Genomic DNA, 21,934 nt, shown 5'->3' with positions numbered 1-21,934 from the left:
ATCGGGCCGACTGGCCTTAACGTGGGACATATCCATAACGGGGGCCAACCCCCGATCCTTCATATTGCACGCATCGGGGGGGAGACGATGAGTGGGTCATTGTCCGTGTTTCACGGAGATTTCGGTCGCGTCTGCCTGTATTCGATGGACCGCCGCATGGTGCCGCACGGGCATCGCGAAGGGCATCTGATCTATCACGTGCAGGGACCGCCCGGTCAGGTCGTCGTGAACGGAAAGGCCTGGCCGCTGTCGCCCGGGCAGGCCGTCGCCGTCAGCCCGTGGCAGGCGCATTACTACAATCCGGTGACCACGGCGGAACCGACGCTTGCGCTGGTTCTCTACATCCGTCCGGCGTGGTTCCTGGATGCCGCGCGGCGTGCCTCGGCCTCGCTGTCCTTCGGGCGGGTCGGCGTCGAGGTGACGGATCCGATCGACCGTCTTGTCATCGCCACGGCCCGGACGATGCTGGACCCCGACCGCGAGGACTACCTGCTCGAGGACAAGCTCTGCGCGCTGACGCAGATGTCCTTTGACCAGTCGTGGCAATGGACGATGCGCGGCAGCGCGTTCACCGGCCCCGACTTTACCCGGCGCGACTTTCGTATACGCAAGGCGCTGAAGCTCATGCAGGAAAACGTCGGCGAAGCGGTCGCGCTGGATTGCGTCGCGCGCGAGGTTGGCCTGTCGCGCCCGCATTTCTTCAAGCTGTTCCGCACGCAGGTCGGCCTGACACCCAACCTCTATGCCAACGCGCTCCGGATGGAGCGCGCGATCGACCGGCTGGCCGCGACGGAGGAGGCCGTGGCCGATATCGGTTTCGATCTCGGGTTTTCGAGCCAGGCGAGCTTTTCGCGCTTCTTCATCGCCAATGGTGTCGTGCCACCCTCGGTCTATCGCCGGTCCGTTCACCTGTCCTGACCGGGTTTCCCGATCAGGGGCACAAGGATGAGACTGTCGGGTATCTGTACGGGCGCGGCATCGCGCTAGGCTCTCCACGGTCCGTTCCGGCAGCAGGCCGGGACTCGGGAGTAGGGCAGCGTGCAGGATTTCGTCAGGCGTCATCCGGTCTGGGCACTGATCATCGCGATCGTCGTCGCGGTCTTTCTGTGGCTTGTCTTTGCCCCCTGGTCGGACGCGCTCGAAGAAGTCCTCGGCCGCAAGCGTGTCTTTCTGAACGCGATCTTCGGCGGCGTCACGCTCGGGGCGCTCTATTTTCTCGTGGCGGCGGGCTTCACGCTGATCTTCGGGCTGATGCGCAACGTGAACCTCGCGCACGGGTCGCTCTACCTGCTTGGCGGTTATCTGGGGTTCGAGGTGTCCGAGGCGACGGGATCCTGGCTGCTGGCCTTTCCGGTCGTCTTTGTCGCTGTCGCGATCCTTGGCCTGGTCCTGCAAAACCAGGTGTTCCGCCGGATGGAGGGAGAAGAGCTGCGCCAAACCATGGTCACGATCGGGCTGTCGGTGGTGATCGCGGATATCCTGCTGTGGATCTGGGGCGGGCAGTCCTACACGATCCTGTCGCCCGACTGGCTGTCCGGGCCGATGACGCTGCCGGTGATCTCGTCGGTGCGCGACACGGGCGAGATCGCCTATCTTCGCTACCCCGCCGTGCGCATGGCGATCCTGTTCGCAGCCATCGTCATCGGTGTCGGCATGTGGCTTATCCTCAACCGCACCCGCCTGGGGATGCTGATCCGCGCGGGCGTCGACGACCGCGAGATGCTGGCCGCCTCGGGCGTGCGTATCCACTACGTCTTTCTCGCGGTCTTTGCCTTCGGCGCGGGGCTGGCCGGCATCGGCGGCATCGTCGGCGGCACGTTCCAGTCGCTGTCGCCGGGCGAGGACACGCGTTTCCTGCTGGCCAGCCTTGTCGTCGTGATCGTCGGCGGCATGGGCTCCATCCCGGGCGCCGCCATCGGCGCGCTGGTGATCGGCCTGTCCGAGCAGTTGGGCCTGGTCTACGCGCCGACCTACTCGGTGGTCTTCACCTTCCTCATCATGGCGGCCGTCCTGGCCTTTCGCCCGCAGGGGCTGCTGGGGGCGTCGCGGTAAATGGCTCTCATCGACCAGCGCCGCAAACCCGCCGCCCTCCAGCCGATGTGGATCGATCGGGTGCCGGCGGCGTGGTGGGCGGTGATCCTGATCCTGCTGACCATGCCCGCCTGGGCCAACGATTTCATCCTGTTCCAGGTGATGGGCTGGACCTTCATCCTGGGGATCATCGCGCTGAGCCTGATGTTTCTCGCCGGCTACGGCGGCATGGTCAGCCTGATCCAGATGTCGGTCGCGGCCATGGCGGGCTACATGGTCGCGATCTTCGGCACGTCGGGCGTGTCGGCGATCAGCATGGGCCTGCCCTGGTGGGTCTACATCCCGGTCGCCATCGTGATCGCCGCGATCTTCGGCACCATCGTCGGCGCGCTCGCCGTCCGGACCGAGGGCATCTACACGATCATGATCACGCTGGCCATCGCGGCGGCCTTCTTCTACTTCACGCGGCAGAACTACGAGATCTTCAACGGCTATTCCGGCTTCAACCTCGTCGTGCCGCCACAGCTGTTCGGCGTGGACTGGCGTCAGCCCATGCCCTTCTTCTATCTCTCGCTGGGGGCGGCGGCGATCTGCTACGCGGTGGTGGTCTACCTCTCGCGCGCGCCTTTCGGGCTGGCGCTTCAGGGCGTGCGGGACAATCCCCGGCGCATGGCGGCGCTCGGCTTCAACGTGACGGCACACCGGGTCGCGGCCTATACCGTGGCCAGCGTGATTGCCGCTGTCGGGGGCATCTTGCTGGTCTGGCAGAATGCGCAGATCTCGCCGGGCACGGCCGGCATTCCGGCGGTCATCGACGTTCTTGTCATCGCGGTCGTGGGGGGCATCTCGCGGCCCATCGGGCCGTTCATCGGCGCGCTGATCTATGTCCTTCTGCGGACCTTTTCGCCGGATGTCCTGACCGCCTTCGGCCTGTCGAGCGAGCGGTTCAAACTATTGATCGGCATCGGTTTTCTCGCCGTGGTCTTCTTCTCGCCCGACGGTGTGCTTGGCCTGTGGGAACGCTGGCGCGCGCGGCGGCGCAAGGCCCGCGATCCGCTCAGGGGAGGCGGCAAATGACCCTGGTCGAGACCTCCAGCGCCGCGGACCGGATCGGGTCGGTCAGTTCCGGCAATGCGCTGGAACTGCGCGGCGTGACCAAGATGTTCGGCGCGCTGGCGGCCATCCAGGATGTGACCCTGACCGTCGGCTCGGGCGAACGGCGCGCCGTGCTCGGCTCCAACGGGGCGGGCAAGACGACGCTGTTCAACTGCGTCACCGGGGATTTCCTGCCCACCTCGGGCACGATCCGGCTGTTCGGCGAGGACGTGACCGCCTTTCCGGCCTATGAACGCATCCGCCGCGGCCTGCGCCGGACCTACCAGATCAGCCTGCTGTTCGGCGGGCTGACCGTTTCGGACAATGTCTATCTCGCCTGTCGGGGCGTGTCGCGCGGGCGGTTTTCGTTCCTGCGGCCGGATGCAAAGGACGCCCTGCGCGCCCGCACCCAGGAACTGATCGACGCAGTGCACCTGACCGAGGCCAGCGGCACGGCGGTCGCCAATCTCAGCTACGGCCAGCAGCGCCAGCTCGAGATCGCGCTGGCCTTGGCGGGCGCGCCGCGCTTCATCCTGTTCGACGAACCGGCGGCGGGCCTCTCGCCGACCGAGCGGGGCGAACTGGTGACGATCCTGACCAGCCTGCCGTCGCACATCGGCTACATCATCATCGAGCACGACATGGACGTCGCCCTGCGCGTCGCCGAAAGCGTGACGATGATGCACAACGGCAAGGTGTTCAAGGAGGGCACGCCCGAGGAGATCGAGAGCGACGCCGAGGTGCAGGAGCTATATCTCGGGGGCGGCCATGGCTGAGCGCGGCGAGCGGAAAGGCGCCCCGGCGCTGGATATCCGGGGCCTGAACGTCTATTACGGCGCGTCCCATGCGTTGCAGGGCGTGAACCTGGCGCTGCCCTCGGGCATCCTGTCGGTGGTCGGCCGCAACGGCATGGGCAAGACCACGCTGTGCAAGGCAATCATGGGCCTTGTGCCGGTTGCGTCCGGGTCGATCAGCTTTCACGGCCAGGCGCTGGCCGGTCGCAGCCCCGCCGAGATCTCGCGCATCGGCATCGGTTACGTGCCTCAGGGGCGCAGGCTGTGGCGGTCGCTCACGGTGGACGAACACCTCAAGATGGTCGAGCGCAAGGGCGGCGCCTGGAGCATCGAGCGCATCTATTCGACCTTCCCCCGCCTTGCCGAGCGCAAGTCGAACGGCGGCGGCCAGCTTTCGGGCGGCGAACAGCAGATGCTTGCCATCTCGCGGGCCCTGCTGGCCAATCCGCGTCTCCTGGTCATGGACGAGCCGACCGAGGGTCTGGCGCCGGTCATCGTCTCGCAGGTCGAAGACATGCTGCTGCGGCTGGCCGAGGAAGGCGACATGGACGTCGTCGTGATCGAGCAGAACATCGGCGTGGCCTGCGCGGTGGCCGATCGCGTGGCGATCATGGTCAACGGACAGGTCAACCGGATCGTGCCGGCCCGCGAACTGGCGGCGGACCGCGACCTGCAACAGCGGCTTTTGGGCGTCGGGCGTCACGCCCACGACGACACGCCCACCGTGGCGCCGTCCGGCCAGGACACGCCGGACGGCGACCGGCCCGCCGCCCCACAGGCGGCCAAGATCTACCTGTCCAACCCGAAACCTCCGACCCGCTGGTCGCAGCCCGTGCCGGTGGCGCAGATCGAACGCGCGGCGCGGGTCGTGACGGTCGGTGCGCCGGCCTTCGAGACGATGCAGGCCGAGATACGGCCGCTTGCCGCGTCCGGCGCGCAGGTCATCCTCGTGGCCGGGACGCTGGACACGAAGGGGCCAGAACTGCGCTACATGCGCGACCTGATCCGCGCGGCCGGCCTGCCGGTGCGGATGGTGGACCTGTCGACCGGCGGCGGGCACTCCGGCGCCGAGATCCCGGCGCACCAGATCGCCGCGTTTCATCCACGCGGCGCCGCAGGGGTCTTTACCGGCGACCGGGGAAAATCGGTGGCGGGGATGACGCTGGCTTTTCAGCGCTGGATCACCCGGCAGGAGGGCATCGCCGGCATCCTTTCGGCGGGCGGATCGGGCGGCACGGCCATCGTGGCGCCGGCGATGCGCGCGCTGCCCGTGGGGGTGCCCAAGTTGATCGTCTCGACCGTCGCCTCGGGCGAGGTGTCGAAATACGTGGGGCCGGCCGACATCATGATGATGCATTCGGTGGCCGACGTGCAGGGCCTGAACGCCATCACCGAAGAGGTGCTGGCCAACGCCGCGCAGGCGATGGTGGGCATGGTCGCGGCCCGCAAGGCCGCCCCGGCACGGCAGGCGGGCAAGCCCGCCATCGGCCTGACGATGTTCGGCGTGACGACGCCCTGCGTCAGCCAGATCACCGACGCGCTCGACGCGGACTACGACTGCCTGGTGTTCCACGCCACGGGGATCGGCGGCCAGTCGATGGAAAAACTGATCGATTCCGGCAAGATACCGGCGGTCATCGACATCACCACGACCGAGATCTGCGACATGCTGTTCGGCGGGGTTTTCCCGGCGACCGAGGACCGCTTTGGCGCCGTCATCCGCAAGCGGATCCCCTATATCGGCTCGGTCGGGGCGCTGGACATGGTCAATTTCGGCCCGCCCGACACCGTCCCCGAACGATACCGCGACCGCCTGTTCTACGAACACAACCCGCAGGTCACGCTGATGCGGACCACGCCGTCGGAATCCGCCGAGATGGGCCGCTGGATCGGCGCACGGCTGAACGAGATGGAAGGTCTGGTGCGCTTTTTCCTGCCCGAAGGCGGCGTTTCGGCGCTGGATGCGCCGGGCCAGCCCTTCGACGATCCGCAGGCGCGGCATTCGCTGTTCACCGCGCTCGAGGATACCGTCCGCCAGACCGCGCAACGCCAGCTGATCCGCCTGCCGCACAACATCAACGCCCCGGCCTTCGCCGCCGCCATCGTCGCCGCCTTTCGCGAGCTGCATGGCGGCCGTCCGGCCCGCAAGAGAGAGGCACGAAGATGATCGACCGAGAGTCCATCCTTTCCCGGTTCCGCGACATGATCGACCGCGGCATCCCCATCGTCGGCGGCGGCGCGGGCACCGGCCTGTCCGCCAAATGCGAGGAGGCGGGCGGGATCGACCTCATCGTGATCTACAATTCCGGGCGCTACCGCATGGCCGGACGCGGCAGCCTTGCCGGCCTCATGCCCTACGGCGACGCCAATGCCATCGTGGTCGAGATGGCGGCCGAGGTCCTGCCGGTGGTCAGGAAGACGCCGGTCCTGGCCGGGGTCTGCGCCACCGACCCGTTCCGCCTGATGGATGTCTTCCTGGACGACCTCAGGCGCATCGGGTTCTCGGGCGTGCAGAACTTTCCGACCGTCGGTCTGATCGACGGCACCTTCCGCGCCAACCTCGAGGAAACCGGCATGTCCTACGGGCTCGAGGTGGATATGATCGCCATGGCCCGCGCCAAGGGGATGCTCACCACGCCTTACGTCTTCAACGAGGACGACGCGGCAGCGATGGCCGGCGCCGGGGCGGACGTGATCGTCTGCCATCTGGGCCTGACCACCGGCGGCGCCATCGGGGCCGAAACGGCGCTCAAGCTGTCCGATTGCCCGGCGCTGGTCGATGCCTGGGCCGAGGCCGCGCTGCGGGTCAATCCCGATGCCATCATCCTTGTCCACGGCGGGCCGGTGGCCATGCCCGAGGACGCCGAATTCATACTGAAGAACACGTCCGCCTGCCACGGTTTCTACGGCGCCTCCTCGATGGAGCGCCTGCCGACCGAGGTTGCGCTGACGGAACAGACACGCGCTTTCAAGGCCATCAAGGGCCGCTGACCGCGCAACGGGGGAGGAGAGATCATGACCGGCCAGATCATCGGGCAGCTCATCCTGTGGCTCATCGTGGCGGTGGTCGTCATCGCCATCGTCTACTGGGTCATGCAATGGCTTTACCGCCGTTCGACAAAGGAAATCGCCTTTGTCCGAACCGGTTTCCTGGGCGAAAAGGTGGTGATCGACGGCGGCGCCTTCGTCTGGCCGATCATCCACGACATCACGCCGGTGAACATGAACACGCTGCCGCTGGCGGTCAGCCGGACGCGGGAACAGGCGCTGATCACCAAGGACCGCATGCGCGTGGACGTGGAGGCAGAGTTCTACGTCCGTGTCCGGTCCGACCGCACCGCGGTGTCCAAGGCCGCCTCGACCCTGGGGCGGCGCACGCTGGAGGCCCAGAACCTGCACGGGCTGCTTGCCGGCAAGTTCGAAAGCGCGTTGCGCGCCGTCGCGGCCGAGATGTCGATGGGCGAGATGCACGAGGGGCGGCACACCTACGTGGCGCGGGTCAAGGAGATCGCGCAGGAGGACCTGGAAAAGAACGGGCTGGAGCTGGAATCGGTCGCGATCATCGACATCGACCAGACGCCGCTGGAGTATTTCAACCCCTCCAACCGCTTTGACGCCGAAGGTCTGACCGCGCTCATCAAGGACATCGAAGAGCGGCGCAAGCTGCGCAACGACATCGAGCAGGATTCGATGATCAAGATCCGGGCGCGCAACCTCGAGGCCGAAAAGCTGGCGCTGGATATCGAGCGCGAGAGCGAGGAAGCCCGCCTGAGCCAGGAACGCGACGTCGAATTCCGCCGCGCCCAGCAGCGCGCCGAACTGGCCCGCGAACGCGCCGAGCGCGACACCGAGGCGGAATCCGCGCAGATCACCGCGCGCGAGACCATCGAAAAGGCCCGCATCGCCAACGACCGGGTGATCGCCGAGGCGCGCATCGCGTCGGAACGGTCGGTCCGCGCCCGCGAGATCGCCCGCCAGAAGGAGGACGAAGCCGAGGAGATCGCCGCGCGCGAAGCCACCGAGACGGCGCGCATCCTGCAGGAGCGCAGCGTCAAGGAAGCGCGCATCCAGAACGAGCAGGAGACGCAATCGCGCGAGATCGCCCGCCAGAAGGCCATCGAAGAAGCCGAGATCGCCGCGCGCGAGGCCACGGAACGCGCCCGCATCGCCCAGGAGCAGGCGCTGGCCGAGGCCCGCATCGCCAAGGAACGCGAGACCCAGGCGCTGGAGATCGCGCGCCAGAAGGCGATCCGCGAAGCCGAGATCGAGGCCAACGAGGCCAACGAAAAGCGGCGCATGGCGCAGGACCTGTTGCTGGCCCAGACCCGCATCAAGGGCGAAGAGGACATCCGCCAGCGCGAGATCGCCCGCCAGCAGGCGCTGGACGAGGCCGAGATCGCCGCGCGCGAGGCGACCGAGCGGATGCGCATCCTGCAGGACGCGCAGATCAGCGAGGCGCGCATCGCCGAGGACCGCCGCATCCGCGAGCTGGAAATCGCGCGGCAGCAGGCGGTGGAGGCCGCTGAAATCGCGGCCGGCCAGGCCGTCGAGGCGGCCCGCATCGCGCGCGAAAAGCAGATCGCCGCAAGCCGCATCGCCGCCGACGAGGACACCAGGTCGCTCGAGATCACGCGCAACCGCGTGATCGACGAGGCCCGCGTCGCCGCCGACGAGGCGGTGGAACAGGCGCGGATCGCCCAGAGGCGGGCGCTCGAGGCCGAGCGCATCGCCGCCGAACAGGAGGTCCGCGCCCGCGAGATCGACAAGGACCAGGCGCTGGAAGCCGCCGAGATCGCCCGCCGCGAGGCGGTCGAGAAGGCCCGCGTTGCGACCGAGCTGTCGCTCGAGAAGGACCGCATCGCCAGTCAGAAAACCCGCGAGGTCGAGGAGATCGACCGCAAGCGCACCGTCGAGGAGGCCGAGCAGGCCCGCGTGGTGCAGCTATCCGACGCCAAGCAGAAGCGCGTCGCCGCCGAGGCCAGCGTCAGCCAGGCCGAGATCGTGGCCAAGCGCCAGATCGAGGCCGCCGAGGTGGAACGTGAACGCGCGGTCGAAGCCGCGCGGCTCGAACGGCGCCGGTCGCTCGAACAGCTCGAGATCGCCCGCGTCCAGGCGCTCCGCGAAGCCGAGATCGCCAGCCGCGAGGACATCGAACGCGCCCGGATCGCCTCCGAGCGCGGGCTCGACGAGATCCGGATCGACCACGAGACGATCCGTCGCCAGCTGGAGGTGACGCGCGAAAAGACGGTCGAGACCGCGCAGATGGAAAAGGCCATCGCGCTCTACCAGAAATCGCTCGAGGAAAGCGCGGCAAGGGCCGAGGCGGATGCCGCCCGCGCCCACGCGGCCCAGGCCGAGGAAAAGGTCAAGACGGTGCGCGAAACCGAGGCCGCGAACCGCCGCAAGTCGATCGACGTGCTGATGGCCGAAAAGGCCGCCGCCGAGGCCAAGCACATGGCCGCAGCGGCGCAGGTCCGCGCGGTTGTCGAGGCCGAAGCGGCCAAGCTGATCAACGAGGCCGAGAACATTCTCACCGACGAGGCGCGCCATTCGCTGTTCAAGCGCAAGATGCTGGAGCATGTCGAAGGCATCGTCGCCGCCTCGGTCAAGCCGCTGGAAAAGATCCAGGACATCCGGATCATGCAGCTGGACGGCGTCACGGGCGGGGGCGGCGGCAGCCGCGACGGCAGCCCGACCGACGAGGTGATCAACTCGGCCCTGCGCTACCGCGTGCAGGCGCCGCTGATCGACTCGCTGCTGTCCGACATCGGCATCGAGGGCGGCAATCTGTCCAAGCAGGGCGGGCTGATCCGCGAGGCGTCGGACATGCAGCGCATCGCCGATGCGACGAAGAAGTCCGGCGGCGGCAAGGGTGACGCGGCCCCCGAGGGAGGCAAGAAGTAGATGGCGCGCGTCTACATTTCCTCCGTCATCGACGCGCCGGCGGCAAAGGTCTGGGAACGGATCCGCGATTTCAACGGCCTGCCGCGCTGGCACCCGCGCATCCGTGACAGCCGGATCGAAAATGGCGAACCCGCCGACCGGGTCGGCTGTATCCGGGATTTCCACCTGCAAAACGGCGACCGCATCCGCGAAAAGCTGCTCGGCCTGTCGGACTACGACATGTTCTGCACCTACGCGATTCTCGAAAGCCCGATGCCGCTGACCGACTACGTGGCGACGATCCGCCTGACGCCGGTCACGGACGGCAACCGCACCTTTGCCGAATGGACCGCCGAATTCGACTGCGCCGAGGCCGATGCCGAGGGTCTCGTGACGGGCATCGGCAACGATGTCTTTCAGGCCGGGTTTTCGGCGCTCAAGCGGCGGATGGCGGGCTGACCATGGTCAAGGTGGTCAAGAGCACGGTTTTGCCAGCCCCCGTCGAGGCGGTGTGGGACGTGCTGCGCGACTTCAACGGGCATGACCGCTGGCACCCGATCGTGCGGGACAGCGTGGTGGAAAAGGGCTGGACGTCGGATCGCATCGGCTGCGTGCGCCGCTTTCACCTCCAGGATGGTTCGGAACTGCGCGAGCAGCTGCTGACGCTGTCGGATGCGGACATGGCCTTCAGCTACTGCCTTCTCGACACGCCGGTGCCGCTGCTGAACTACGTCGCACACGTGCGCCTGGCGCCGGTGACGGATGGCGACATGACCTTCTGGCACTGGGAAAGCCGGTTCGACACGCCCGCGGGGCGCGAAAAGGAGTTGCGGCAGATGGTGGCCGAAAACGTCTACCAGGGCGGAATGGACGCGATCCGCAGCCATATGGGACTGGAGGGAGCATGACCACCACCGTGGAAACCTACGCCACGCTGGCCGAGGCGGCCCGCGCGCTGGGGCGCGGCGCCGTCTACCTGGGCGGCGGCACCATCGTGATGCGCGACGTGAACGCCGGCACGGCACCCGCGCGGGTGCTGCGCACGACGGACGCCGCGCTCGGCACGATCCGCACGACCGGCGACGGCGTCAGCCTGGGCGCGGGTGTCACCATGGCAGATGTCCTGGCCAGCCGCGACCTCGATTTCCTGCACCCGGTGGCGCGCGCCATCGGCGGGCCGCAAGTGCGCAACATGGCGACCGTGGCAGGCAACCTCTTTGCGCCGCATCCCTACGGCGATTTCGCCGCGGCCCTGCTGGCGCTGGGCGCGCGGGTGGTGTTCGCGGGGCAGGGCGGGGCCCGGCCCGTGGAGGAGATGCTGCGCGACCGCGACCATGCGGGGCTGGTTGCGTCGATCGAGGTGCCGCGCCCGCGCGATCCCCGCGCCTTCGGCTTTCTCAAGGCCAGCCGGGTCACGCCCAAGGGCGTGTCCATCCTGTCGGTCGCGGCCTACCTGCCGCGCGAGGTCGGGCGCATCCGCGGCGCCCGCGTCGCCTGGGGCGCGATGGGACCGATGCCGTTGCGCGGCCAGGCGGTGGAACGTCTGCTCGAGGGCCAGTCGCTGGACGCCGCGACCATCGACCGCGCCGCCGCGGCGGCGGCCGAGGGGCTGGACCCGCCGACCGATCCCATCGCCTCGGGCTGGTATCGAAGCGAGGTTGCGGGCGTGTACCTCAAGCGTCTGCTGCACCGGATGGAGCGGGGCTGATGGGCAAGAAACCGGTCAATTTCACCCTGAACGGCAGCCCGCGCGCGGCCTTTGCCGACGACGGGCAGAACCTGCTCGACTTCCTGCGGCGCGGTGTCGGGGATCTTTCGCCGAAATACGGCTGCGGGCAGGGGGCCTGCGGCGCCTGCACGGTCACCATTGACGGCGCGACGCACCTCGCCTGCCTGACGCTGGCCGAGAGCGTCGAGGGCCGCGAGGTGCGCACCGCGGCGGGACTGGCGCAAGGCCCCGCGCTCGACCCGTTGCAGGAGTCCTTCATGGAGCATTTCGCCGCGCAATGCGGCTACTGTACGCCGGGGATGTTGATGTCGGCCCGCGCGCTGCTCGACCGCAACCCGCGCCCCTCGCGCGAAGAGGTGATCGAGGCGATCAGCGGCAACCTGTGCCGTTGCACCGGGTACGAGCCGATCATCGCCGCGATCCTCGCGGTGGCCGAGGGGAGGATGCGCGCATGACCGAGATGACCGGACCGGGCAAGATCGAGTTCCGCAAGGACCTGTTCGCCGATGAGCGTGACGACAACCTCAACGAGATCGGCAAGCCGACACGGCGGCAGGACATCACCGGCCACGTGACGGGGCGCTCGCCCTTTTTCGACGATCACCTGTTCGACGGGCTGTTGCACCTGCGCTGCGTGCGCTCGCCGCATCACGCCGCCCGCATCCGCCGCATCGACACGGCCGAGGCGGAACGCATGCCCGGTGTCGTGCGCATCCTGCGCGGCGCGGATGTGCCGCTGAACCTGAACACGCTGCTGTCGCTGCTGGATTTCGGCCTGGACGACGAACCGATCCTGTCCACCGACCGCGTGCGCTATCGTGGAGAGCCGGTCGCTGCGGTCATCGCCGAGACCGAGGCGCAGGCCCGCGCCGCCGTCGCCGCCGTGCGCGTGGACTGGGAGGTGCTGCCGCACGTGCTGGACGTGGAGGAGGCGATCAAGCCCGGCGCGCCCGTGGTGCTGGACATCTACCCCGCCAACAAGTTCGTCTATCACGGCAAGTACGACCACCAGAAGCTGCGCTATGGCGACGTGGAGGCAGGCTTTGCCGAGGCCGACCACGTGGTCGAAGGCCGCTACCAGATGTCGCCGATCGAACAGGCGCCGATCGAGACCTGCGGCGCCATCGCCGCCCCCGAACAGAATGGCCGCTACGTCTGCTACACCTCCACGCAGGCGCTGTTCTTCTCGCTCGGCACGGCGGCCAAGGTGCTCAAGATGCCGTCCTCGCGGCTGCACTTCATCGGCGGCACGGTGGGGGGCGGCTTTGGCGGCAAGGTGGATTCGATCCACGAACCGCTTGCCATCCTCGGCACGATGCTGACCGGGCGGCCGGTGAAATACGCCTGGGACCGCGAGGAAGAGATGCAGGTGGGCGCGCCGCGCGGCGCCGAACGCTGGTACATCAAGGACGGCGTGATGAAGGACGGCCGCATCGTCGCGCGAAAGTTCACCGGCTATTTCGACTCTGGCGCCTATACGCGCCTGTCCTCCTACGCGATCATCAAGGGCGTGGGGCACTTGCCGGGCCCCTACACGATCCCCAACGTTTATGCCGACGTCTACTGCGTCTACACCAACCGCACGCCCGCCACCGCGATGCGCGGCTTTGGCATCACCGGGGTCGATTTCGCCATCGAGGCGCATATGGACAAGGTGGCCGAGACGGTGGGCCTGAACCCGGTCGATCTGCGCATCCTCAACGCCTACCGCGACGGCGACATGAAGGCGCACAGGCGCGTGGCCAAGAACTGCGCGCTGATCGAATGCTGCCAGGTGGTGGCGGAAAAGGCGGGCATCCGCATCTCGGACGCGGCGCGCGCGGCCTCCTCGCTGAAGGATGGTGGCGGAGCGCGGGCGCAGCTACCCGCCCGGACCGCGACCGACACGTCCGGGCGTGTCGAAGGCTTCGAGGCGCAAGGCTACGCGCGCAAGGGTGGGCCGCGCCCGGCGGAACCCGCCACCGCACGCCCCGCGCCGCAGCCCGCGACCGCCTACAGGCCTGCCGCCCAGACGCCGCCTGCGCCGTCTTCGGCGGCGCGGACCCCGCCCGAGCCGCCTGCGCCGCCCGCCGCCCCGGCGCCCGCGCAGAAACCGACGCGCAGCGGCGCGATGCGGTTCTCCTCCCTCTCCGGTTTCAGGAGGCGCTGATGGCCCTGCATCGCGGCCGCGGCTTTGCGGCGATCAACTACCCCATCGGCATGAACCTGGGCGGCGACCCGTCCCAGGCGCTGGTGCATTCCAACCCGGACGGCAAGTTCACCGTGGCGCTGTCGGCCATCGACCTGGGCCAGGGGATGAAATCCGTCACCCGCCAGATCGCCGCCGAGACGCTGGGCGTGCCGATCGAGGACGTCTATGTCGACACCGCCGACAGCGATACCGGCCCGCATGACATGGGCTCCTTCGCCTCGCGCGGGACGCACCGGATGGGCAATGCGGTGATCCGTGCCTCCGAGGAAGCGCGTCAGGTGATGTTGGAGGCGGCGGCGGAAGAGCTGGAGGTGGACGCCGCCGATCTGGTGACGGACGGCAAGGGCAATATCCACGTCAAGGGCGCGCCGTCGCGTTCGATCACCACCATGGCGGCGGCGCAGGCGGCGCAGTTCAAGCAGGGCCGAACCATCGCCGGGCGCGGCATCTTCCTGATCCCGCTGTCGGAGGTGGACCCCGAGACCGGAGAAATGTCGCCCGTCACCACCTTTGCCCATGCCGCCATGCTGGTCGAGGTCGAGGTGGACGACGAGACCGGCGACGTTGCCGTGACCGACATGCAATCGGCCTACGAGGTCGGCCGCGCGCTCAACCCGCGGTTGGTGGAGCAGCAGTTGCGCGGCGGCGCCTGGATGGGCATGAGCCACGCGGCCTGGGAGACGACCGAGCCGCAGTACCCCAGCCGCGACCACGGCGCGGTCGATTTCAACGGCTACCTCATGCCCGGCCCCGGAGATCTGGCGCCGCATCACATCTCTGTGCTGGAACGCCCCGCCGAGGACGGCCCCTACGGCGGCAAGGGCCCGGGCGAGATGTGCGCCAACCCGGTGCTGCCGGCGGTGGTCAACGCGGTCTACGACGCCGTGGGCATCCGCATCGACGATCTGCCCGTGACACCCGAAAAGGTGCTCCGCGCGCTGAAGGCGCAGGGCGGCGCGAAACCGCGGAGGCAGCTGTGACGGCGGTGCGGGGCGCGGGACAACGGCCTTCGAAGGCCGTTGCCCAAACCCGTTCGAACGGGCTTGCCGCGCCGGGCCGGCGGGGGGGCGCCTGATGGTGGTGCGCCGCGTCATACAGGGCATCGACGGGCCCGGGCCTCTGGCCCGGTCGCTGCGCGATGCCCAGTACATCGCGGACGAGGGGCTTTCGACCGCCGTCTATCTCGCGCTGGCGCTGGGCAAGCCGCTGCTGCTCGAAGGCGCGCCGGGCGTGGGCAAGACCGAGGCCGCCAAGGCCGTCGCCTCGGTCCTCGGGCGCGACCTTGTGCGGCTGCAATGCTACGAGGGGATCGACGCAGCGGCGGCGATGTACGAATGGAACTTCCCGCGCCAGATGCTGGCGATCCGGCAGGCCGGGGATGCCTACGTCAACCTCTATGCCGATGAATACCTGATCGCCCGACCGATCCTGCAAGCGCTCGAAGCGCCGCAAGACCGGGTGCTGCTGATCGACGAGATCGACCGCGCCGACCATGAATTCGAGGCATTCCTGCTGGAATTCCTGTCCGATTTCACCGTCTCCATCCCGGAACGCGGCACCGTCCGGGCCGAGATGCCGCCGGTGGTCGTGCTGACTTCCAACCGCACGCGGGAATTGCACGAAGCCCTCAGGCGGCGCTGCGTCTATCACTGGATCGGCTACCCCGAACCCGCGCTGGAGGCGGAGATCGTGATGATGCGGTCCTCCACCGTCGCCCGCGACACCGCCGAGCGGGTGGTGCGCGCGGTGGGCGCGCTGCGGGCCGAACCGCTGGCCAAGCCGCCGGGCGTTGCCGAAACCGTCGAATGGGCCGAGGCCGCGACCCTGCTGCACGAGGGCGGCGCGCCCTGGCCAAGCGCCTTCCTGCGCGCCATCGGGGTCGCGCTCAAGGACCAGGACGATATCGAGTTCATCGCACCTCGGATCGAGGCGCTGCTGGCGGGGGCGGCGGCATGATCCCCCGCGCGCTCGATCCCTTCCTCGCCTTTCCGCAGATGCTGCGCGCGGCCGGCCTGCCTGCCTCGCCCGAGCAGACCGAGAGTTTCATCGCCGCAACCGGCCTGCTGGGGCCGCGCTCGATCAGCGATATCCGGCGCGCGGCGCATGCGGTCTACGGGCCGGGGCCAGAGCGGGCGGCGCAGTTCGACGCGATCTTCAACCGGGTCTTCCTGGGCCAAACCCTTGCCGCGCCCGCACCGGGTGAACCAGAGGAGATGCCGCGCAGCTATGACGCGGGCGATTTCGACCTGATGCCCGAAGCCGACGAGGAAGAGCCTTCGGGCGCCGATGCGACCGCCGCCGAACGCCTGTTCCGCCGCGACCTGGGTCCGGGCGACGAGGCGGCGATGCTGCGCGCCTTTGCCCGTGCCTTGCCGGGCGCGCTGCCGCGCCGCCGCTCGCGGCGCACCGCATCGGGCAAGGGGCGGCTGGCCGATGCGCGCCGCGCCTTCCGCGAGATGCTGCGCCGCGATGGGGAACTGGCGCAGCTGCCCACGCGCCGCCGCCGCACGCGGCAACGCCGGGTGCTGATGCTGGTCGACGTGTCGGGCAGCATGAAGGCGGGCACTGACGGCGCCTTGCGGCTGGCGCATGCCCTGGTGCAGGGCGGCGAGCGGGTCGAGGCCTTTACCCTTGGCACGCGCCTGACGCGCGTCACGCGGGCGCTGAGGCACCGCAGCCCGGAGCAGGCGTTGGTGCTGGCCTCGGGGCTTGTGGCCGACTGGGACGGCGGCACGCGGCTGGGCGAGGCGCTGGCGGTCTTCCTTTCCGTGCCGCGCTTTGCCTCCCATGCCCGCGGTGCGCTGGTCATCGTCGTGTCGGACGGGTTGGAGCGGGGCGGGCCAGAGGCGCTGGTGGCCGCGATGCAGCGGCTGCACGGGTTGGCATGGTCCGTGCTGTGGCTTTCGCCGCTGGCCGCCTATCCGGCCTACCGGCCCGAAACTGGCGCGATGACAGCGATCCTGCCCCTGCTCGACCGGCTGGGCGACGGATCCGACCCCGGCACGATCGCGGGCGAGATCCTGCACTTCTCCAAGGGGGCGCGGCGATGAGGGTGGTTGACGCGCATTTCCATGTCTGGCGGCAGGCGGACCTGCCCTGGCTTTCGGGGCCGATGCAGCCGCGGATCTTTGGCCCTTACGAGCCGATCCGGCGGGATTACCCGGTCGAGGAATACCTGGACGACCGCGCCGGGACAGGTGTGGAAAAGGCCGTCTATGTGCAGGCCAACTGGCCCACTGATCGGGCCGAGGCCGAGGTGGACTGGCTGGAGACGCTGGCATCAAGGACCGGCTGGCCGCATGGCATCGTCGCCTATGCCGACATGACGGTGCCGGACGTGCGCCCCGCGCTGGACCGGCTCATGCGGTTTCCCCGCCTGCGCGGCATCCGGCAGCAGTTTCACTGGCACGAGAATCCGCTGTACCGGTTCGCTGCGTCGCCTGACCTGTGCTCTGACGCGACCGTGCAGCGCAACGTGGCGCGGCTGGCGGACTACGGGCTGGCCTTCGACCTGCAGGTCTTTGACGGGCAGATGGCGGGTGCCGCCGCGCTGGCCGAAGCCTGCCCCAGGGTGAGTTTCGTCCTGCAACACGCCGGGATGCTGGAGGATCTGTCCGACGAGGGCCGCGCGGCATGGCGCAGCGCCATGACCGATCTCGCGCGGCGGCCGAATGTCTTTGCCAAGCTGTCGGGCTTCGGCACCTTCCTGCACCGCTGCGATCCGGCGCATATCGCCTGGCTCACCTCCGAGACGGTGGCGCTGTTCGGCGCGGGTCGCTGCCTCTGGGGGTCGAATTTCCCGATCGAAAAGCTCTGGACCGATTACGCGACGCTTCTGGAGGTGCACCGGCAGGCGGCCGGGGGCCTGTCGGACGGCGAACAGACGATGATTTTCCACGATACCGCATGCCGGGTCTACCGGCTGAACTAGGGAGGAACGGGGATGGCCCTGGAAATCAGGATACTCGACTACGGCGATATCGAGCTGGAAAGCTCGTTTCTGGTGCTCGGCCGCGATTGCGGACGGGTGCGGCGGGTGCCGGTCTACGGCTTTCTCATCCTCGGCGGGCGATATCCCATCGTGGTGGACACCGGCTACCGCGACAACGCCATCATGGAAACGCTCGGGATGCGCGGCCTGCAATTCCATGAGAACATGATCGAGCGCCAACTGGCCAATCACGGGGTCAAGCCGGGCGATGTGCGCTACGTGTTGCACACCCACCTGCATATCGACCACGCCGGCAAGGACGACCATTTCCCGATGAACACCACCGTGGTCATCAACCGGCGCGAGCTGGAATACTCGGTCTCGGGGCTGATGCATCCGCAATACCCCAAGCCCGACATCATCCACCTGATCGAACGCCTGCACCATCCCGGCGCGCTGCGGCTCGAGGATCTGGAGATCACCGGCGAGATCGAGCTGATGCCCGGCGTCTTTATCGAGGCGGCAGGGGCGCATACGGAAGGGTCGATGAACGTGCACGTGGAGACCGCGGAGGGGCGCGCGACGATCTGCGGCGACGTGATCTACGATTTCAACGACCAGATCATCAATCCGATGCGCAGCTTCGGTCCCGAGGAATACCAGGTCACCGGCAACCACGGCGGATCGAAGCGCGGCGAAAAGGGCGCGATCCGCAAGCTGATGTACGGCACGTCGAAATTCCTGCTGCCGATCCATGACAAGCCGGCCAAGATCGACCGCGGGCAGGTCGTGGGACGGCTCGACATGGTGGTGCCCGGTCCTGTCAGCCAGTCCGTCCCGCGACGCGACTGGTTCCCGGCCTGAGGGCGCGACGATGGCGCACGAAGCCCTCGATCCCGCCTTTCGCCGCCTGATCGACGAACACGCGCCCGTCCGGCAGGCGGGTTCGGGGTTCATCTTCACCGAAGGCCCGATCTGGCACCCGGCCGACCATTACCTGCTGTTCTCCGACATGCCGGGCGACGTGCGCCGCAGGCTTGACCGGGCGGGCGTGCGCGAGGTGCTGCGCCCGTCGCACAAGGGCAACGGCATGACCTATGACGCGCAGCTGAACCTGCTGGTCTGCGAACATGCCACATCTTCCGTGACGCGGTTTTCGCCGGACGGGCGGCGCGAGGTTCTGGCCAGCCATTTCCAGGGGCGCGAGCTGAATTCGCCCAACGACATCTGCGTGAAATCCGACGGATCGGTCTGGTTCACCGATCCCTGGTACGGGCGGATGCCGCATTACGGGGTCGAACGGCCCCGGCAGCTCGGTTGGCAGGGGGTCTTTCGCCTGCCCCCCGGCCACCAGCCGGGGGCCGAACCGCAGCTGGTCGTCGACCGCTACCTTTTCACCATGCCGAACGGGCTGTGCTTTTCGCCCGACGAGTCGCTGCTCTACATCAACGATACCGAACAGGTGAACATCCGGGTCTTCGACGTGGGCAGGGACGGCCGGCTGTCCAACGGTCGCATCTTTGCCTCCGGCATCAAGGACAGCCTGAGGCCGGGCGTGCCGGACGGGATGAAATGTGATGCCGAGGGCAATGTCTGGGTCACGGCGCCGGGCGGGCTCTGGGTCTACAGCCCGGCGGGCAAGCTGATCGGCAAGGTGGCGATCCCGGAACTGCCCGCCAACCTGCACTGGGGCGGCGAGGATCGGCGCACGCTCTATGTCTGCGCCTCGACCTCGGTCTACGCGGTCCCGGTCAAGGTGGGCCCCCGCAATGAGCCCTTCATGCGGGCGCGGCCGCCGGCCGCCCGTTCGGCCGGGTCCAAGGGCGAAGAGGTGCTGCGCCTCGATCCTGCGCGCTGCGCGCTGATCATCCAGGACATGCAGAACGACGTGGTGATGGAGGGCGGCGCCTTTGCCGACTCCGGCTCGCCGCAGCATTGCCGCGACCAGAACGCGCTGGAAAACGTCGCCCGCCTTGCGCGGCGCTGCCGCGAGCTGGGCATCCCGGTGATCCACGTGCATTTCGTCGTGCCGCCGGGCGCAAGGGGGCTGACGCTCAATGCGCCGCTGTTCGAGGGGGTGATCGACAACAATGCGCTGGTGCGCGGCACCTGGGGCGCGGCCCCGGCCCCCGGCTGCGAGGTGCAGGAGGGCGATCACGTGGTCGAAAAGATGCGCATGTCGGCCTGGGAGGGGACAAGCCTGGAAACCATCCTCAAGGCCGAGGGCCGCGACATCCTGATCGAGACCGGCGCCTGGACCAACATGTCGATCGAGCACACCGCGCGGACCGGGGCCGACAAGGGCTATGTCATGGTGATCCCGGAAGACGGCTGTTCGACGATGAACGCCGACTGGCACAGGGCCAGCATCGACTACGCGTTGCAGAACGTGTCCCTGGTGACAAGGACAGAGGCCGTGATCGCGGCCCTGGGATAGGGGACCGCGATCAACCGGTATGCGTATGCGGGGCAGGTGGGCATTGCACTTGCCCGTGGACCGTGGAGAGCACCAACCGGGGTACCGGGAGGGGACAGACCGGGCCGGTCCGCTCGCACGGATGGGGTGGGCCAACGGGGCCGGGAACGGCCGTTCCTCGCGGTTTGCTTCCCTGTCCGGAATGCGCAACTCTGCTGCATTGCAAAGCGCGCGGCCGGGACGTTTGGGTCGATGACAGAACCGATCCAAGACGTCGGCCCGGAGCTGGACAAGGCCAACACCGACAGACTTCAGACGAAACCCGCATGACCGACATCACCTTTGGCCGCCTCACCGACCTTCCTCTGCGCGAGGCCTGGAAACACGAGGCGCATCAGTTCACCCCCTGGCTCGCCACCAACATCGACCACCTGTCAGAGGTCATCGGCATCCCGCTGGAACTGACCGGGACAGAGGTCGCGGTGGAAAGCTTCTCGGCCGACATCCTCGCCCGCAACCCGATGGACGACTCCATCGTCCTGATCGAGAACCAGCTGGAACAGACCGACCACACGCACCTTGGCCAGATCATGACCTATCTCGCCGGGCTGGAGGCGCAGACCGTGATCTGGATCGCCCCGGCCTTCCGCGAACCGCACCTCTCGGCGATCCGCTGGCTGAACGAACACACCGCCGATGGCTTATCCTTCTTCGCCATCAAGGCCCGCATCGTGCGCATCGGCAACAGCCCCTATGCGCCGATCTTCGAGGTGGTGGAAAAGCCCAACGACTGGGAGCGCACGATCACCCGGCAGGCCACCGCCGCGGCCAAGGGCAGCTCGGAGCTTGGCGACAAGCGCTTCGCCTATTGGCAAAGCTACAAGGACCGCCACCCGACCTCGCGCCTGAACGTGGGGCGTGGCAGTTGGTGGTCTCTGGACCCCGAAAGGGCGCCCGACGTCCGGATCGTCCTCTGGATCGGCCAGACGCAGGCGGGCATCTTCGTCCGCGGCGCCACGACACGCAACGCACCGGATTTTCGGGCAACGATCATGCCGCTCATCCCCGCGCTTGAGGCGCGGCTGGGGATCGAGAACCGCTCCGGCGACGGCACCGAACTTGGCCAGACCACCCCGGCCAGCATCAATGACCCGGCCACCTGGCCGCAGGCGCAGGACTGGCAGGAACAGCAGTTGAACCGCTATCTCGACGCCCTTAACGGCATCCTTGGGGAGGCAGAATGACCCCAAAGACCCCAATTCAGCCCAACACCCACGCGGACGCCCGGTTAAACTGATGCCGGACCTTGCCGCTCTGATGGACCCGACGATTCCCGGCCGATCAAGGTGGCTCATGACCACCACGACCCGGACTTCGACCCGCAGATCGCTTGGCGCGGCAAGGGGATAGACCTGGCCGCCGTCACCGTGAGTGCGCCGCCGATCCACTTGAAGGAACGCGCCGCTCCGACGGGTGTTCGACACTTGGCGGGGCATAGCGGTCGAGACGGACGGGCGTGCCTTCGAACGGCCCGCGACCGGCGCTTGCAGGCGGTCAGCAGAAGGCAGGGCGATAGGTCCACGCGATCTCACCGTGCCCGAGGGGCTTTCCGGGGGCATCCACCCGCGCAGCATCCGCAACGCCGAGCGTGACAGCGGCGTGTTAAAGCACCCCGCCAAATACCTGAATCGTTGGGATTCCCATGAGAGCTGAATTGTGATTCACCATATGTGGAGGTGGATCATGTCGGCACCTTTACCGGAAGCTCTTCGGGCGCGGTTTCAGAGATTGATTGAAGAAGGGTTAAGCGGGCGTGCGGCTGCGTTGCGGCTGAAGGTGTCGCCTGCCACTGGGGCGCGTTGGG

General features: G+C 68.1%; 19 protein-coding genes. All 19 read left to right on the top strand.

Going from position 1 to position 21,934, the window contains the following annotated elements; all coding sequences use genetic code 11:
• Nucleotides 1-144 precede the first annotated feature (144 nt).
• Nucleotides 145-918, top strand: coding sequence for an AraC family transcriptional regulator (locus MAA8898_RS22205; RefSeq protein WP_176445277.1), 774 nt, complete (start codon nucleotides 145-147; stop codon nucleotides 916-918).
• Between the two features lie 120 nt (nucleotides 919-1,038).
• On the top strand, nucleotides 1,039-2,052 hold the full coding sequence (locus MAA8898_RS22200) for a branched-chain amino acid ABC transporter permease (protein ID WP_094023220.1): 1,014 nt from the start codon (nucleotides 1,039-1,041) through the stop codon (nucleotides 2,050-2,052).
• Nucleotides 2,053-3,108 (top strand): branched-chain amino acid ABC transporter permease, encoded by a 1,056-nt coding sequence (locus MAA8898_RS22195; protein ID WP_094023219.1) that lies wholly within the window; start codon nucleotides 2,053-2,055, stop codon nucleotides 3,106-3,108.
• Entirely contained in the window at nucleotides 3,105-3,902 is a 798-nt protein-coding gene (locus MAA8898_RS22190; RefSeq protein ID WP_094023218.1) for an ABC transporter ATP-binding protein, read from the top strand. Before MAA8898_RS22195 ends, MAA8898_RS22190 begins: the two co-directional genes overlap by 4 nt.
• A complete protein-coding gene (locus MAA8898_RS22185; RefSeq protein WP_094023217.1) occupies nucleotides 3,895-6,087 on the top strand; it encodes an ABC transporter permease in 2,193 nt (730 codons plus the stop codon). The genes MAA8898_RS22190 and MAA8898_RS22185 overlap by 8 nt, the downstream gene beginning before the upstream one ends.
• Nucleotides 6,084-6,911 (top strand): phosphoenolpyruvate hydrolase family protein, encoded by an 828-nt coding sequence (locus MAA8898_RS22180; protein WP_094023216.1) that lies wholly within the window; start codon nucleotides 6,084-6,086, stop codon nucleotides 6,909-6,911. Before MAA8898_RS22185 ends, MAA8898_RS22180 begins: the two co-directional genes overlap by 4 nt.
• A 24-nt stretch (nucleotides 6,912-6,935) precedes the next feature.
• Nucleotides 6,936-9,824, top strand: coding sequence for a flotillin family protein (locus MAA8898_RS22175; protein WP_094023215.1), 2,889 nt, complete (start codon nucleotides 6,936-6,938; stop codon nucleotides 9,822-9,824).
• The gene (locus tag MAA8898_RS22170; RefSeq protein ID WP_094023214.1) at nucleotides 9,825-10,262 is read left to right on the top strand and encodes an SRPBCC family protein; all 438 of its coding nucleotides are present in this window, start codon (nucleotides 9,825-9,827) and stop codon (nucleotides 10,260-10,262) included.
• Nucleotides 10,263-10,264: 2 nt separating this feature from the next.
• Nucleotides 10,265-10,711, top strand: a complete 447-nt coding sequence (locus tag MAA8898_RS22165) for an SRPBCC family protein (RefSeq protein ID WP_094023213.1) — start codon at nucleotides 10,265-10,267, stop codon at nucleotides 10,709-10,711.
• Entirely contained in the window at nucleotides 10,708-11,511 is an 804-nt protein-coding gene (locus tag MAA8898_RS22160; RefSeq protein WP_094023212.1) for an FAD binding domain-containing protein, read from the top strand. Before MAA8898_RS22165 ends, MAA8898_RS22160 begins: the two co-directional genes overlap by 4 nt.
• Complete coding sequence (locus MAA8898_RS22155) at nucleotides 11,511-11,987, top strand: (2Fe-2S)-binding protein (RefSeq protein WP_094023211.1); 477 nt, start codon at nucleotides 11,511-11,513, stop codon at nucleotides 11,985-11,987. The genes MAA8898_RS22160 and MAA8898_RS22155 overlap by 1 nt, the downstream gene beginning before the upstream one ends.
• Nucleotides 11,984-13,681 (top strand): xanthine dehydrogenase family protein molybdopterin-binding subunit, encoded by a 1,698-nt coding sequence (locus tag MAA8898_RS22150; protein WP_094023210.1) that lies wholly within the window; start codon nucleotides 11,984-11,986, stop codon nucleotides 13,679-13,681. The genes MAA8898_RS22155 and MAA8898_RS22150 overlap by 4 nt, the downstream gene beginning before the upstream one ends.
• Nucleotides 13,681-14,703 carry a xanthine dehydrogenase family protein molybdopterin-binding subunit gene (locus MAA8898_RS22145; RefSeq protein ID WP_094023209.1) on the top strand — a complete coding sequence of 341 codons (1,023 nt, stop codon included), beginning with the start codon at nucleotides 13,681-13,683 and terminating at the stop codon, nucleotides 14,701-14,703. Before MAA8898_RS22150 ends, MAA8898_RS22145 begins: the two co-directional genes overlap by 1 nt.
• 94 nt (nucleotides 14,704-14,797) lie before the next feature.
• Nucleotides 14,798-15,679, top strand: coding sequence for an AAA family ATPase (locus MAA8898_RS22140; protein WP_094023208.1), 882 nt, complete (start codon nucleotides 14,798-14,800; stop codon nucleotides 15,677-15,679).
• On the top strand, nucleotides 15,676-16,773 hold the full coding sequence (locus MAA8898_RS22135) for a vWA domain-containing protein (protein WP_094023207.1): 1,098 nt from the start codon (nucleotides 15,676-15,678) through the stop codon (nucleotides 16,771-16,773). The genes MAA8898_RS22140 and MAA8898_RS22135 overlap by 4 nt, the downstream gene beginning before the upstream one ends.
• Nucleotides 16,770-17,654 (top strand): amidohydrolase family protein, encoded by an 885-nt coding sequence (locus MAA8898_RS22130; RefSeq protein WP_094023206.1) that lies wholly within the window; start codon nucleotides 16,770-16,772, stop codon nucleotides 17,652-17,654. Before MAA8898_RS22135 ends, MAA8898_RS22130 begins: the two co-directional genes overlap by 4 nt.
• Before the next feature lie 12 nt (nucleotides 17,655-17,666).
• Nucleotides 17,667-18,518: an N-acyl homoserine lactonase family protein gene (locus tag MAA8898_RS22125; protein WP_094023205.1), complete on the top strand. Its 852-nt coding sequence runs from the start codon at nucleotides 17,667-17,669 to the stop codon at nucleotides 18,516-18,518.
• A gap of 10 nt (nucleotides 18,519-18,528) precedes the next feature.
• Nucleotides 18,529-20,091 (top strand): isochorismatase family protein, encoded by a 1,563-nt coding sequence (locus MAA8898_RS22120; protein WP_094023204.1) that lies wholly within the window; start codon nucleotides 18,529-18,531, stop codon nucleotides 20,089-20,091.
• A 305-nt stretch (nucleotides 20,092-20,396) separates the two neighbouring features.
• A complete protein-coding gene (locus MAA8898_RS22115) occupies nucleotides 20,397-21,314 on the top strand; it encodes a hypothetical protein (protein WP_094023203.1) in 918 nt (305 codons plus the stop codon).
• Nucleotides 21,315-21,934: the final 620 nt, after the last annotated feature.

Origin of the sequence: Antarctobacter aquimaris (assembly GCF_900184945.1) — a bacterium.
Classification (GTDB): Bacteria; Pseudomonadota; Alphaproteobacteria; order Rhodobacterales; family Rhodobacteraceae; genus Maliponia; species Maliponia aquimaris.
This window is presented reverse-complemented; position numbering and strand designations above follow the sequence as displayed.

Coding starts and splice junctions, on each gene's coding strand:
- MAA8898_RS22205 (WP_176445277.1), top strand. CDS start 145: ATGGACCGCCGCATGGTGCCGCACGGGCATCGCGAAGGGCATCTGATC.
- MAA8898_RS22195 (WP_094023219.1), top strand. CDS start 2,053: ATGGCTCTCATCGACCAGCGCCGCAAACCCGCCGCCCTCCAGCCGATG.
- MAA8898_RS22190 (WP_094023218.1), top strand. CDS start 3,105: ATGACCCTGGTCGAGACCTCCAGCGCCGCGGACCGGATCGGGTCGGTC.
- MAA8898_RS22185 (WP_094023217.1), top strand. CDS start 3,895: ATGGCTGAGCGCGGCGAGCGGAAAGGCGCCCCGGCGCTGGATATCCGG.
- MAA8898_RS22180 (WP_094023216.1), top strand. CDS start 6,084: ATGATCGACCGAGAGTCCATCCTTTCCCGGTTCCGCGACATGATCGAC.
- MAA8898_RS22175 (WP_094023215.1), top strand. CDS start 6,936: ATGACCGGCCAGATCATCGGGCAGCTCATCCTGTGGCTCATCGTGGCG.
- MAA8898_RS22170 (WP_094023214.1), top strand. CDS start 9,825: ATGGCGCGCGTCTACATTTCCTCCGTCATCGACGCGCCGGCGGCAAAG.
- MAA8898_RS22165 (WP_094023213.1), top strand. CDS start 10,265: ATGGTCAAGGTGGTCAAGAGCACGGTTTTGCCAGCCCCCGTCGAGGCG.
- MAA8898_RS22160 (WP_094023212.1), top strand. CDS start 10,708: ATGACCACCACCGTGGAAACCTACGCCACGCTGGCCGAGGCGGCCCGC.
- MAA8898_RS22155 (WP_094023211.1), top strand. CDS start 11,511: ATGGGCAAGAAACCGGTCAATTTCACCCTGAACGGCAGCCCGCGCGCG.
- MAA8898_RS22150 (WP_094023210.1), top strand. CDS start 11,984: ATGACCGAGATGACCGGACCGGGCAAGATCGAGTTCCGCAAGGACCTG.
- MAA8898_RS22145 (WP_094023209.1), top strand. CDS start 13,681: ATGGCCCTGCATCGCGGCCGCGGCTTTGCGGCGATCAACTACCCCATC.
- MAA8898_RS22140 (WP_094023208.1), top strand. CDS start 14,798: ATGGTGGTGCGCCGCGTCATACAGGGCATCGACGGGCCCGGGCCTCTG.
- MAA8898_RS22135 (WP_094023207.1), top strand. CDS start 15,676: ATGATCCCCCGCGCGCTCGATCCCTTCCTCGCCTTTCCGCAGATGCTG.
- MAA8898_RS22130 (WP_094023206.1), top strand. CDS start 16,770: ATGAGGGTGGTTGACGCGCATTTCCATGTCTGGCGGCAGGCGGACCTG.
- MAA8898_RS22125 (WP_094023205.1), top strand. CDS start 17,667: ATGGCCCTGGAAATCAGGATACTCGACTACGGCGATATCGAGCTGGAA.
- MAA8898_RS22120 (WP_094023204.1), top strand. CDS start 18,529: ATGGCGCACGAAGCCCTCGATCCCGCCTTTCGCCGCCTGATCGACGAA.
- MAA8898_RS22115 (WP_094023203.1), top strand. CDS start 20,397: ATGACCGACATCACCTTTGGCCGCCTCACCGACCTTCCTCTGCGCGAG.